This is a genomic window from Candidatus Flexifilum breve (assembly GCF_016713355.1).
Genome location: NZ_JADJPI010000004.1, coordinates 66248 through 79206 on the forward strand (window position 1 = coordinate 66248; position 12959 = coordinate 79206).

Sequence of the window (12959 nt, forward strand, 5' to 3'; positions counted from 1 at the left end):
CGTATGACCACGACCCGCTCGCGTCACAGCGTCCTATGGGGAATGCTCGCCTTGCTGTTCGGCATGGCGAGTGCCCTGTTCCCGGCTCCGATTTCCGGCGCGGGGTTGGCGCTGGCAGCACTGATCACCTGCATCGTGATCACACCCTATGCGGGGCTGGTGTTCCTGCTGGTCTTCGCACCCTTGCGCACGCTGATCGCCACCGAAGCGCCCGTCCAACTGCCCCTCGACATCGGTCAACTGAGCCTGATTCTGCTGATCGGCGTGTGGGCGAGCGCGGCGCTCGTCAATCACCGGAGGCTGCCGCGCATCCGCTGGACGCCGATCTACCTCCCGGTAATCGGGTTTTTCGCGGCGGCGAGTCTGTCGGCGTTCAGCGCGTGGAGCATGAGCGCATGGCTCAACGAATGGCTGAAGTGGGCGCAGATTCTGCTGCTGATCGCCATCGTGTACGACCTTGGGCAGCAGAAGCAGGGACGCGAGTGGATTGTATTCGCGCTGACTGTAGCGGGTATCGGCAACGCGTTGATCGGCATCTACGAGTATTTCGGCGGGAGCGGCGCGCTGCATCTACTGGTGAATGGCAACCATTTCCGCGCCTTTGGGACGTTCGGACAGCCAAATCCGTTTGGCGGCTTCATGGGGCTGCTCGCCCCACTGGCGCTGATGTCGGCGGGCGGATATGGGCTGCGCCTATGGCGCAAAGGGCGGCGCGAGCCGATCGCGCTGGCGGATATCGTCCCAGTGGCGTTTTACGGGATCGCATTTGGGTTGATGGCCATTGGCGTGTACGTGTCGGTGAGCCGCGGCGCGTGGTTGGCCTTCGCTGCCTCGCTCGGCATGATGGCGTTCGCTCTGCCCCGCCGCACGGGCTACGGCCTCGGGCTGATCGTCGTCGGCGCGGCGCTCGGCGTATTCCTGTGGACGACAGGGCGCGTCCCCGCGTCGATTGTGGCGCGCATCAACAGCTTCACGCAGGAGACATTCGCGATCAGCGATGTGCGCGGCGTGACGATCACAGCCGAGAATTACGCCGTGATCGAGCGTTTGGCGCACTGGCAGGCGGCGGTCAACATGGCGACCGCCAACCCGCTGCTCGGGGTAGGTTTCGGCAACTATGAGGCTGCGTATCCGGCTTACAGTCTCATGAACTGGGAGCTAGCGCTCGGCCATGCGCATAATTACTACTTGAATGTTTTAGCAGAGACTGGCATGATAGGATTGCTCAGTTATGTGGCACTTTGGGTGATGATCGGGTGGATCACCTGGCGCGTACGGCGTCACCCCGATCAACTGAGCCGCTTCACAGCTGTGGGTTTGCTCGGTACCTGGGTCTATTTAGCTGTCCACAGCTTCACGGATAACCTGTGGGTGAACAATTTGTTCATGCACATGGGCGTGATGCTTGGCATCCTCGCCCTACTCCAGCACGAAGTTAGAGGACAAGAGAATCTAGGTCTATGACGCATATCCGACGTATCGCCGTTCGTAACCCGCTGGATGCACCGATTCAAACCATTGCCTCCCGCATGGGCGGGGGCAAAGCGAAAGAACTCGAGCGCTTCCTCAAATTTGCCATTGTCGGCGCCCTCGGCGCCATGATCGACGCCGGAACGCTGTTCATCCTCCAAGCGACGATCCTCGCCCCGGTCGAACCGAGCAAAGACCTCAAGGTCGCTGTGGCCAGCAGTATCGCCTTTATCATCGCCGTGGCCAGCAACTTCATCTGGAATCGCTACTGGACCTACCCGGATTCGCGTTCCAGTTCAATCCGCAAGCAGTTGGCGCAGTTCTTCGGGATCAGCTTTGTCGGATGGTTCGGGCGAACAATCTGGATCAGCAATGCGTATCACTGGCTCGGGACAGCGCTGATGCCGGTTTTCCTGCCGGAAATTCAACTGCTGCGACCGGGCTATGTGCCGTCGGAGAGCGCCGAAGCGAAACTCGGCACGATGGTGGCCTGGCTGATCGGCGTGATCATCGTGATGGTGTGGAATTTCCTCGCGAATCGCTACTGGACGTACAAGGACGTTAAGTAGGATCACCCTCTCCCTTCTCCCAAGTGAGAGGGGAACGAAACCTCACCCCCGGCCCCTCTCCTAGAGGAGAGGGGTGAAACATACTCTCACCCTGCGATCTGCGGGAGTCAGGTTAACCCCAATGCCAAGCATCGGAATCGACTATACAGCGGCCTATGAGCAAGGCGGCGGCATCGGGCGGTATGTGCGCGAGCTCGTCACGGCACTGGCGCGGCTCGACACAGCGACCGATTACCGCCTGTTCGTGAGCGGGGTCACGGCGCAAAAGCCGCTGCCCGCTGTGCCGGGCAGCAACTTCACGTGGCGGGGCACCTCGATCACGCCACTGTGGCTGGCGCGGCTGTGGCAGCGCGCCCAAGTGCCGCTGCACGTCGAGCTGTTCACCGGAACAGTCGACCTGTACCACGCAACGGATTTCACGCTGCCGCCGACACGCTCCACGACGCGGCACGCTGCTCACCGTGCATGACCTGTCGTTTGTGCGCGTGCCCGAGGCGGCGAGTCCATCCCTGAAAGCGTATCTCGATGTCGTCGTGCCGCGCTCCGTGCGCCGCGCGGATCATGTACTGGCGGACTCACAGGCGACGAAAGATGATTTGATCGCGCTGTACCAGACGCCCGCCGAGAAGATCACCGTGCTGTTGAGCGGCGTGGATGCGCGATTTCAGCGCACAGAAATGCCGTCGATCCGGGCGAAATACCAGATTCCGGAGCGGCCGTACATTCTCTCAGTGGGGACGGTGCAGCCGCGCAAAAACTACGCCCGGCTGATCAAGGCGTTGGCAGCCCTGCGGGCAAGTGGCCATGATGTTGGTTTGGTGATCGTCGGCGGGAAAGGTTGGCTGGAAGATCCGATCTACGAGACGATCCGGTCGACCGGGATGACCGACTACGTGCGCATGACGGGCTTTGCGGATGATGCCGACTTACCTGCCCTGTACAGCCAAGCGCTGATCACGGCCCTGCCCTCCCTGTACGAAGGTTTTGGCATCCCCGTGCTGGAATCGATGGCGTGCGGGACGCCGGTGCTGACTTCCAACGTATCGTCGCTGCCGGAAGTGGCAGGTGACACGGGGATTATGGTCAACCCGAGCGATCAGGACGCAATCACCGGGGCGCTGGAACGGCTGATTACAGATGCGGCGTTACGCGCGGAGTTGTCGCGGCGCGGGTTGGAACGCGCGAAGACGTTCACGTGGGATGCAGCGGCGCAGCAGTTGGCGAGCGTGTATCGGTCGATGCTAGGGTAAAGCAACCGCCTCTCTGCCCGTCTTGGCGCGGCAAAAGATAGCCTCACCCCCCTCTCTCCTAGAGGAGAGGGGAAAAACCAACTTCACTCCCGACACTTCTCCGAAACGAGGAGAGGGGAGAAAACATCGTTTGCAGAAGCAAGCAGATTTGCGTAACAGTGGTACAGACAGCGGACGCGATGAATCGTCATCGCGGCCCTACGAAAACTATTGATTTGCCCAAACTGGCAATTCTGGCACACAAACAAAAACTTCCCGTTCTCCCGCAGGTCTTTCTTAAGCCGCACGCGAGTTTATCCCCATATATAATCCAAGAGCATTGTAATCATGCCAAGGAAAGTTCATGTCCCGCAGATTCGTCATTGATCCGAACAAACCGTTCTTCATCTTCGACACGGCTGGTGATTGGCAAGCGACTAAGCTCGGCGAATATCTCTTCGACGGGCGCGGCGACTATATCGGCTTTGTGCGTACCGAATACTACGACGTGTACACCAAGTATGGCGAATGGATCGGCAACCTATTCCCGGATGGACGCATTGTGCGCAAACGCAGCGCCAAACGTCCGCCCCTGCTCCATTCCAGCGAACTCCCGTCTGTGCCCCCCAAGACAAAAGTCCCCGGTCGTGCCCCCCTCCCCCCCATCAGCGGCGATCTCGGCTATGACAAGATCGATGTGCTAGAATGGGATCCGGATATCTTCAAGCGCGTCTCCGACCTCGCGCCGGACGCGGGCGAAGATAACGCTTAATCGGATCAACAAACAGCAGATGGGATAAGGTGGCTTGTATCTCACCCTACCCCCGACCCCTCCCCAAATTCGGGGAGGGGAGCCAGCCGAGTCGACGAGGTCGACCAGCAGGCTATATATTGGGGCAGCGACCCGAGCAGTCACTGACTCACCTGCCACACAACAGAACAGGAGAGCAGCCGAGTGGAACGCACGCGCAAGAAAGTCGCGGATTCCCGGTTTACGCTGAGCGCGTTGATGGGGCCGCAGGACGCGAATGGTCACGGCAACGTACACGGCGGCGTGATCATGCGGATGGTCGATGAGGCGGGCGCGCTGGTCGCCATGCGGCACGCGAATCGCCCAGTCGTGACGGTCGCCATCGACAGCATGACGTTCGAAGAACCGATTCTGCTCGGCATGCTGGTGATGTGCAACGCGGAACTGACGTATGTCGGGCGGACGAGCATGGAAACGCGCGTCGAAGTCGTGACCGAGCACCCGCTGCATGGCACCTCCAAAACCACTAATATCGCGTATCTGGTCTACGTGGCGCTGGATGAAGATGGTCGCCCGGCGGTTGTGCCGGAGATCGACTACGTCAGCGATGAGGAACGCGAACGCGCAGAACGAGCCAAAGCCCGGCAAGAATTCCGCAAGCAGCAGCGCGCCACCGAAAAGCGGCGCCATGACTGACGATCAATTCCTCCCCGATCTCGAAGGCACAGGCGCATCGACCCTGCTGCGCATCCTGAATCAAGCGGGGGCGCGGCGCGTACTTTCGGCCAAAGCGCCGGAGCTCGGCATCGCCGATGCGCGCCCTTACCCCTTCACAGCGGTCGTCGGACAGTACGAGATGCGCGTCGCGCTGATGCTGGCGGTGATCAACCCGGCGATTGGCGGCGTGCTGCTGATTGGACCGCGCGGCACGGGCAAAACGACGGCGGTGCGCAGTCTGACCGAAATTCTGCCGGATGTCGAGGTCAGCGACTGCGAAGACGGCGCGCTCCCCTACGAACTCCAAAGCGAGAACGCGAAGTATCTGTACCCCGACTGCTGGGAGAAATTTCAAGCGGGTGAGGCGATCTCGCATTATGAGGCGGTCAAGCTGGTCGAGCTACCGCTGAACGCCCGACTCGAGGACGTGGTTGGCGGGATCAACGAGCGCATCGCCGTGCAGCAGAACAAAATCCGACTGGAACGCGGCATTCTGGCCCGCGCCGATAACAATCTGCTGTACATCGACGAGGTCAACTTGCTGAACGACGAAATCGTGGATGCGATTCTCGATGCGGCGGCGGCGGGCAGCTATACCGTGCGGCGCGGCGCCATGGCGGGGACGTATCGCTCGCGCTTCGTGCTGATCGGATCGATGAACCCGGAAGAAGGTCGCCTGCGCCCGCAAATCATGGATCGCTTTGGGCTGCGGGTGAACGTGCGTGGGCTGATGGAGACCGAAGAGCGGCTCGAAGTGTATCAGCGCGTACGGGCGTACCGACAGAACCCGAATTCCTTCGTGCGGCAGTGGGAAGAAGAGACGGCGATTGTGCGCGAAGAAATCCTGATGGCACGTGACCGCCTGCAAAAGACCACGCTGGCGGACGATGCGGTCAAGCTAGGGCTGAAGCTGGTCAATGAGCTGGATATTGATTCGCACCGCGCCGAATATACGATGTTCGAGGCGGCGCGCGCCCATGCCGCGTCAGACAGCCGCGACGTGGCGACAGTGGATGACATCCGCGCGGTCGCGCCGATGGCGCTGCGGCAGCGGCGGAGCGAATTCATGGTCAACTTCTTCGAAGCGCAAAAGGCCGAAGATGATCAGATTCGCCAGCGGATTGATAACCTTGTGAGTCAAGGATAAGCGCCATGCGATTCCGATTCTGGCTGCTGATTGGCGTGATGATCGCCTGTTACGTGCTGCCGTGGGTGATCAATCCAGGCGTCAGCCTGACGCTCGGCGGGTATGATCTCGGCGAATGGACGAGTCTGCATGAGGCTGTGCGCGGGGAACAACCGCCGCTGCTGACGAGCTTTCTGCTGCGACTGCCGCTGGCACTGATCGCGATGCTGGTGGGGATGCAACCTCACCCCCCAGCCCGCTCTCCGGGTGGAGAGGGGGCGAAGAGATTAGCCTCACCCCCTAACCCCCTCTCCCATGGGCGAGGGGATGACAAGCAGCCTCACTCCCTAACTCCCTCTCCCAAGGGCGAGGGGGTACACCGATGGCTGCTGCCTGTGCTGGTGATCTTGCTGATTACGGTAGCGCTGCTGCCGCCGCTGGAAATTCTCGATTACCCGAACGACCCGAATTATCAGCAGCAGGCGCTGGTCGCAGGCATCGCGCTGGTCGGTGGATTCATTGGCGTGAGCGGGATAGTGCGGCGGGTGGACTCAGGGCTGCGCGTCGGGATCAGCGTGGCGGGTACGGCGGCGGTGCTCATCGGACTGAGCAAAGCCTACCAGTTGATGCAGGGGTTCAACCTGCCCGTGAGCGTGGGACTCGGCGGGGTGCTGCTGGCGGCGCTGTTTGCATCAGTAGCGGTGATCACGATGATCGGGTTCTGGACAGGGCGACGCATAGAGTAAGAAGTCGCGGTCACACCTCACCCCACCCGCTACCCCTCCCCGATTTCAGTTGAGGACAGGACACTTTTAATCTTGGGACCCATTAAGATTCGCGCCTGAGGGCAATCGTATTTCGTAGGGACGCGCAATGGCGCATCCGGCGGACGCCCCGTTGGGCGTCCCTACAATTCCCGCGATTGTTAAAACTGTCCTGCCGTGAACCGAATTCAGGGAGGGGGTGCCAACATCGCGCGCCGAACCGGATATCTTGCCGCCTACGTGGACAAGAGGCAAACGCAGGTAGTGAGCCGCGAATCAGGCAACAAAAAGGACGAGGCGAGGCTCGTCCTGATTGGTGCAAATTTCCGCGCTGAGAGCACGGACAAGGCAAACCGCGCCCGTCCCTACTTGATCATGCGCTCATTGATATAGGTGACAGCTTCACCCACGGTGGTGATCTTCTGGGCATCTTCGTCGCTGATTTCGCCGCTGAATTCTTCTTCAAAGGCCATGATCAGTTCGACGAGATCCAGCGAGTCCGCTTCGAGGTCTTCGCGGAAACGCGCGGGCGGCACTACTTTTTCAGGATCAACGCCGAGCAGGTCGACGACAATATTACGGACACGTTCATCGGTTGACGCCATGCTTTATCCCCCTCCATACGGAGCAAGTCAGTAGATCGAGTTCAGATGCCAAATTATACAAAGATTATCAAGCCCTGCCAGTGTTGTTTATGTTGACACGGTTTGACGTGATCAGGTACGATTGGCTCGTTCAAAATGTGGAAACACGCGAGTCGTGTAAAAGTCACGCGCTTGCGTGAGCAAATTCTCAGAAATACACCATCGCTGCCCCAACATGCGTATATACTCCAGTGGCACAGGCCAGTTTATTTAAAGGAAATCCTCGTCTATGACGACACCCTCGATTGAAGATCGGAAAGCCGATCACATTCGCATCAACCTCGAACGGAATGTCCAGTTTCCCCATTTGACGACCGGACTAGAACGCTATCGCTTCGTGCATCAGGCGCTGCCAGAACTCAACCTGAGCGAAATCAACACGCAGGTGACACTGTTCGGCAAGACGATCAGCGCGCCGATCCTGATCTCGTCGATGACCGGCGGGACGGAACTCGCGCTTAAGCTTAATCGGAACCTAGCAGAAGCGGCCCAGACGCACAAGATTGCGCTCGGACTCGGGTCACAGCGCGCCGGGATTCGCAACCCGGAAGTCGCATACACCTATAAAGTGCGTGATGTCGCGCCGGATGTGCTCTTGTTCGGCAATCTAGGCGCAGTGCAGTTCAACTACGGTTACGGGTTGGACGAATGCCGCCGCGCGGTCGAGATGATCGGCGCGGACGCACTGATTCTGCATTTCAATGTGCTGCAGGAGGCCGTACAGCCTGAAGGCGATACCAATTTCGCCGGGCTGCTGCCCAAAGTCGAGGCGGTGTGCCGGATGCTGGAAGTCCCGGTGATCGCTAAAGAGGTCGGGTGGGGCTTCAGCGAAAAGAACGTGCGCGACCTCGCGAACGCAGGCGTGAGCGCCATCGATGTGGCCGGGTCGGGTGGGACGTCGTGGAGTGAGGTCGAATACCACCGCGCGCCGAACGATTTCCATGCGCGCGTCGCGGCGGCGTTCGCCGACTGGGGTATCCCCACATCGGAAGCGGTGTGCTATGCGGTCGCGGGCGCGCCGCACCTGCCGATCTTCGCCAGCGGCGGTCTGAAGGATGGCATCGACATCGCCAAGTCGATTGCGCTGGGCGCGACGCTCGGTGGACTGGCAGGCGCGTTCCTCAAGGCGGCGGACGTCTCCGTCGAAGCCGTCGACCAACTGATTCGTGAACTCAACGCGCAGCTGCGCATCGCCATGTTGTGCAGCGGCGCGGAAACCATTGCTGACTTACAGCGGACACCACTTCTAAAGGACTAAGCCCTCTTGATAACCCAGCTTGCCAGTCGTTACCTTGCAGAACTCGACGCGACCATGCGCCGAGTCGTCGATGATATGGTCACCGCGCCGGACTTTGGTGTCATGCTGCGTTACCCACTCGGTTGGGTTGATCAGAACGGGCAGCCCTACAATCACCCGACCGGAAAGCGCATTCGCCCCATACTGCTGCTGCTGGCGACGGAGGCCACGGGCGGCGATTTTCGCTCCGCCCTGCCCGCCGCGGCGGCGGTGGAACTGCTGCACAACTTCTCGCTCGTCCATGACGATATCGAAGACGACAGTCCGACGCGGCATGGTCGCTCGACGGTGTGGACGATCTGGGGACGCGCAAATGCTATCAACGCGGGCGATGCGCTGTTCGCGCTGGCCTACGGCGCGATGCAGCGCCTGCCGATCCCGGCGGAAGTCGCGCTCAAAGTATGGGGCATCTTCAACGCCACGAATATCGAACTAACGCGCGGTCAGCACATGGACATGCGCTTCGAGAAGCAAAAAACGGTAAGCGTTGATGAATATATCTCGATGATCCGCGGCAAATCGGCGGCGCTGGTGGCAGCGTGCGCCCAAATGGGCGCGCTGATCGGGTCACACGACGACGAGACGGCGGCGCATTTCGCCGAATTCGGGCTGAACCTCGGGCTGGCGTTCCAAATCCGCGACGACATCCTCGGCATCTGGGGCGACCCGGCGGTCACGGGGAAATCGGCGGCGACGGATATCCTGTCGCGCAAAAAGTCGCTGCCCGTGCTCTATGGGCTGTCACAAAGCCCGGAACTGGTCGAACTGTACGCGCGCGAGCCCTTTGGCGCGGCGGAAGTCGACGCGGCGGTGAGCATCCTCAACGCGGTCGACGCGCAGGCGAAGACGTTGGAATATGAAACGGACTTCTATCAGCAGGCGATGGCGGCGTTGGAGCGTGCCCAACCGCAAGGCCCGGCGGCTGTCGGTTTGAAGAAGCTGACCGAGAGTCTGTTTCAGCGAGCGTTTTAAGAGATAGACGCCTCCCTTCCCCCTCTCCCAAGGGAGAGGGGGAATCTGTGTGCTACACCAATTCACGAAAGACGATGTTGCTGAGCAGGCGACCCTGATCGGTAAGGGTGACGCGCTCATCGGTCACGCTGAGCAGACCGGAGGCGGTGAAGCGGTCGATGGCAGCCCGGTGCACATCCAGCAGGTCGACGCCGAAGCGCTGGCGGAAAGTCTCGCGGTGGATACCCTCGCGCACGAGGCGCAGCCCCATAATGAGCGTGTCGGCGATCTCCCCTTCTCGTGTGACGGGATCGAACATGTCGGTGACGGGCGCGCGCGGGAACTGGTAGTCCTCCGAGACATCCTGCAGAAGCTTGATGTAGCGCTGTGGTGAGAGCAGCACCGAGTAACGCGCGCCACCCGCGAAGCCGTGTGCGCCGGGGCCAAACCCGAGGTACGGCAGATTGCGCCAGTACTGGAGATTGTGCCGACAGGCATAACCGGGACGCGCCCAGTTGCTGATCTCGTACTGGTCGTAGCCCGCCGCGCCGAGCACCTCGGTCGCCAGATCGTACATGTCGGCGGCGAGATCATCGTCAGGCGCGGGCAAACGCCCGGTATTCACCCAGTGATCCATGGCGGTGCCCTCTTCCAGACCAAGCGCATAGAGCGAGATATGCTCCGGCTTAAGCGCAACGGTCTGCGTGAGCGTGTTGCGCCACCCGTCGAGCGTTTGGTGTGGGATGCCGTAGATCAGATCAAGGTTCAGGTTAGCGAAACCGCCCGCGCGCGCCGCGGTCACAGCCCGGGCGACGGCGTCGTTATCGTGACGGCGGCGAAAGAGCTGCAGCTCGTTCTCGTTGGCCGACTGCATACCAATACTGATGCGATTGAAGCCCACCTGCCGCAGCGCGGTCGTGTAATCGCGGTGCAGGTCGTTGGGATTGGCTTCCAGCGTGATCTCCGCGTCCGGGTAGACGTTGTAGACTTCACGGAGCGCGGCAAAGATGCGCGCGTATTGTTCGGGCGTGAGCAGACTCGGCGTACCACCGCCGAAGAAGATCGTATGCACGTCGAGACCGGGCTGGCTGCGCCCGACCAAACGAATTTCAGCAATCAGGGCCGTAACAAACGGTTCGATGAGATGTTCAAGCTGAATATAGGTATTGAACGCGCAGTACGTACATTTTGTCGAACAAAACGGAACGTGAAGGTAAACCGCAACAGGGGTCATGTTAGAATACACCAAGAGCCTCATGATTGCGGTATTCTGTCAGGTTCAATATACTATTTCAAGACTATGATGCCTTGGGTTATAGCTCTGTGCACGTCTGTAAAGTGAGGTCGAATGCCTGAGACGACACAATTCACGGGTGGAGGCGACAACAGTCAAGACACCTCGCTTAAGCCAAATCACGTGCTTCACAACCGTTACAAAATCCTCGGCGTGCTGGGCGGCGGTGGCATGGGGACTGTTTACCAAGCCCGCGACCTCAACTTCTCCGATGTCAAGAAACTGGTAGCGATCAAAGAGATGCTGGCGCAGGTGACTGATTCGGCCCTGCGCGCTGGGATGCTCAAGACGTTTCGGCGTGAAGCGAATATTCTGGCCTCGCTGAGTCATCCGGCGATCCCCAGATCTATGATTTCTTCGACATCAACGACCGCGCCTATCTGGTGATGGAGTACATCAACGGGAAAGACCTCGAAATTCTGCTGGCACAGCTCAAAGAGTTCCCGATTGATAAGGTGATCGAATGGGCGATTGACCTGTGCGACGTGCTGGATTACCTGCACTCGCAGAAGCCCGATCCGATTGTGTTTCGCGATGTGAAACCGCCGAACATCATGATCGACAGCCTGGGTAAGGTTCGTTTGATCGACTTCGGGATCGCCAAAGCGTTCGTGACAGGCGTCAAGAACACGATGATCGGCACGGAAGGCTACTCCGCGCCCGAGCAGTACAAAGGCGATGTGTCGCCGCAAAGCGACATTTACAGCCTCGGCGCGACGCTGCATCACATCCTATCCCGCAAAGATCCGCGCCTCGAACCGCCGTTCAGCTTCCATGAGCGGCCGCTGGCCACGCTCAATCCGAAAGTACCGCCGGGTTTGATCGCCGTGGTCGAGCGCGCGCTGGCCTTCAACGCCATTGATCGCTTCCAAACCTGCCGCGAGATGAAAGAGGCGCTGGAAGGTTTGCGCCAGCGCCCCGGTCTGGTGGTCGCCACACCGCAGACACCCACGCCGCAGCAAATGCCACCGCAGTACCAGCAGCCCTACCCGCCGCCGCAGTACTATCCGCCGCCACAGTACCAGCAGCCCTACCCGCCGCAGTATCAGCAGCCGCCGTATGGGCAGCCGGGTTATCCGCCGCCCCAGCAGCCGCCACCCGCGCAGATACCAACGGAAAAGGCGACGGAATTCTTCAACGAGGTGACGGACAGCACGGTTGAACCGAAGTGGCAGTTCAAGACCGAAGATGAGATTCGCTGCAGCCCGACCGCCCTCGGCGAGACGGTGTTCGTCGGGTCGTATGACAGCAATGTCTACGCGCTCAAGCTGGACAATAAAGAGATGCTGTGGAAGTTCGCGACCAAGGGCGGTATTGCCTCGTCGCCCGTCATCGATGATGTGAATCGCAACATCGTGTTCGGCTCAGAGGACTTCAGCCTGTATGCGGTCGATTACCGCTCGGGTCGCGTCAACTGGACCTTCGCAACCAAAGAACGCATCCGCAGCACGCCCCGCGTCGCGCACAACTTTGTGTTCTTCGGGAGCGACGACGGCAAGCTGTACGCGGTCTCGGCGCCCAATGGGCGCCAACACTGGGCTGTGAACATGGAATCGCCGATTCGGGTGCGTCCGTTCGTGACGAACGAACTGGTGATCGCGGGCTGTGAGACCGGCGAAGTGAGCGCCTACACGCTCTCGGGCAACCGCAAGTGGACGTACCGCGCCCGCCGCAACGTCATGTCGTCGCCGTTTGTCAACATGGTGGAAAGCATGTGTTACATCGGCGCAAGCGATGGCTTTATGTACGCGCTGGATGCCAACACAGGTTACAACTCGTGGCGCTTTCGCACAACCGGCGCGATCATCTCGTCGCCGATGGAAGCCAAATCGCTGCTCTATTTCGGGTCCACGGACGGAAATTTCTACGCCGTGAACACGCAAACTGGGCGCGAAAAATGGAAATTTGAAACCGGTAAACCGATCGTTGCCTCACCACTCGTTCACAAAGACGCCGTATATTTCGGCGGAACAGACGGTTATTTCTACTGCTTGAATGCCGACAACGGGCGCGAACGGTGGAAGTACAAAACAGGAGGTGCGATTACAGCAACGCCATTTGTTGCCGGGGATGTCGTCTTGATCGGCTCGCTCGATCACAACCTGTATGCCTTCCCAATCGGCACTTAAGCACGCACTTCGGAGAAA

General features: G+C 59.9%; 14 protein-coding genes. 12 read left to right on the forward strand and 2 right to left on the reverse strand.

Going from position 1 to position 12959, the window contains the following annotated elements; genetic code table 11:
• Nucleotides 1-3: 3 nt before the first annotated feature.
• From IPK17_RS00955 to IPK17_RS00990, 8 genes are all read left to right on the forward strand, one after another.
• Nucleotides 4-1464, forward strand: a complete 1461-nt coding sequence (locus IPK17_RS00955; RefSeq protein ID WP_343415795.1) for an O-antigen ligase family protein — start codon at nucleotides 4-6, stop codon at nucleotides 1462-1464.
• Nucleotides 1461-2039: a GtrA family protein gene (locus tag IPK17_RS00960; protein WP_343415796.1), complete on the forward strand. Its 579-nt coding sequence runs from the start codon at nucleotides 1461-1463 to the stop codon at nucleotides 2037-2039. Before IPK17_RS00955 ends, IPK17_RS00960 begins: the two co-directional genes overlap by 4 nt.
• Before the next feature lie 121 nt (nucleotides 2040-2160).
• On the forward strand, nucleotides 2161-2508 hold the full coding sequence (locus tag IPK17_RS00965) for a glycosyltransferase family protein (RefSeq protein WP_343415797.1): 348 nt from the start codon (nucleotides 2161-2163) through the stop codon (nucleotides 2506-2508).
• Nucleotides 2501-3289 (forward strand): glycosyltransferase family 4 protein, encoded by a 789-nt coding sequence (locus IPK17_RS00970; protein WP_343415798.1) that lies wholly within the window; start codon nucleotides 2501-2503, stop codon nucleotides 3287-3289. The genes IPK17_RS00965 and IPK17_RS00970 overlap by 8 nt, the downstream gene beginning before the upstream one ends.
• A 343-nt stretch (nucleotides 3290-3632) precedes the next feature.
• Nucleotides 3633-4040, forward strand: a complete 408-nt coding sequence (locus tag IPK17_RS00975; protein WP_343415799.1) for a hypothetical protein — start codon at nucleotides 3633-3635, stop codon at nucleotides 4038-4040.
• A 183-nt stretch (nucleotides 4041-4223) separates the two neighbouring features.
• On the forward strand, nucleotides 4224-4715 hold the full coding sequence (locus IPK17_RS00980) for an acyl-CoA thioesterase (protein ID WP_343415800.1): 492 nt from the start codon (nucleotides 4224-4226) through the stop codon (nucleotides 4713-4715).
• Nucleotides 4708-5883: a magnesium chelatase ATPase subunit I gene (locus IPK17_RS00985; protein ID WP_343415801.1), complete on the forward strand. Its 1176-nt coding sequence runs from the start codon at nucleotides 4708-4710 to the stop codon at nucleotides 5881-5883. The genes IPK17_RS00980 and IPK17_RS00985 overlap by 8 nt, the downstream gene beginning before the upstream one ends.
• Before the next feature lie 5 nt (nucleotides 5884-5888).
• On the forward strand, nucleotides 5889-6608 hold the full coding sequence (locus IPK17_RS00990; RefSeq protein WP_343415802.1) for a hypothetical protein: 720 nt from the start codon (nucleotides 5889-5891) through the stop codon (nucleotides 6606-6608).
• A gap of 383 nt (nucleotides 6609-6991) precedes the next feature.
• Here the strand turns inward: IPK17_RS00990 and IPK17_RS00995 are convergent, their stop codons facing one another.
• On the reverse strand, nucleotides 6992-7231 hold the full coding sequence (locus IPK17_RS00995) for an acyl carrier protein (RefSeq protein WP_343415803.1): 240 nt from the start codon (nucleotides 7229-7231) through the stop codon (nucleotides 6992-6994).
• A gap of 268 nt (nucleotides 7232-7499) precedes the next feature.
• On the opposite strand from IPK17_RS00995, the gene fni reads away from it, so the two are divergent.
• Nucleotides 7500-8528: a type 2 isopentenyl-diphosphate Delta-isomerase gene (gene fni / locus IPK17_RS01000; RefSeq protein WP_343415804.1), complete on the forward strand. Its 1029-nt coding sequence runs from the start codon at nucleotides 7500-7502 to the stop codon at nucleotides 8526-8528.
• Between the two features lie 6 nt (nucleotides 8529-8534).
• The gene (locus IPK17_RS01005; RefSeq protein ID WP_343415805.1) at nucleotides 8535-9539 is read left to right on the forward strand and encodes a polyprenyl synthetase family protein; all 1005 of its coding nucleotides are present in this window, start codon (nucleotides 8535-8537) and stop codon (nucleotides 9537-9539) included.
• Between the two features lie 52 nt (nucleotides 9540-9591).
• On the opposite strand, the gene hemW is transcribed toward IPK17_RS01005, so the two are convergent.
• The gene (gene hemW, locus IPK17_RS01010) at nucleotides 9592-10752 is read right to left on the reverse strand and encodes a radical SAM family heme chaperone HemW (protein WP_343415806.1); all 1161 of its coding nucleotides are present in this window, start codon (nucleotides 10750-10752) and stop codon (nucleotides 9592-9594) included.
• Between the two features lie 114 nt (nucleotides 10753-10866).
• On the opposite strand from hemW, the gene IPK17_RS01015 reads away from it, so the two are divergent.
• Both IPK17_RS01015 and IPK17_RS01020 read left to right on the forward strand, forming a co-directional pair.
• Nucleotides 10867-11199: a hypothetical protein gene (locus IPK17_RS01015; RefSeq protein WP_343415807.1), complete on the forward strand. Its 333-nt coding sequence runs from the start codon at nucleotides 10867-10869 to the stop codon at nucleotides 11197-11199.
• A complete protein-coding gene (locus IPK17_RS01020) occupies nucleotides 11199-12941 on the forward strand; it encodes a beta-alanine-activating enzyme beta-propeller domain-containing protein (protein ID WP_343415808.1) in 1743 nt (580 codons plus the stop codon). Before IPK17_RS01015 ends, IPK17_RS01020 begins: the two co-directional genes overlap by 1 nt.
• Nucleotides 12942-12959: the final 18 nt, after the last annotated feature.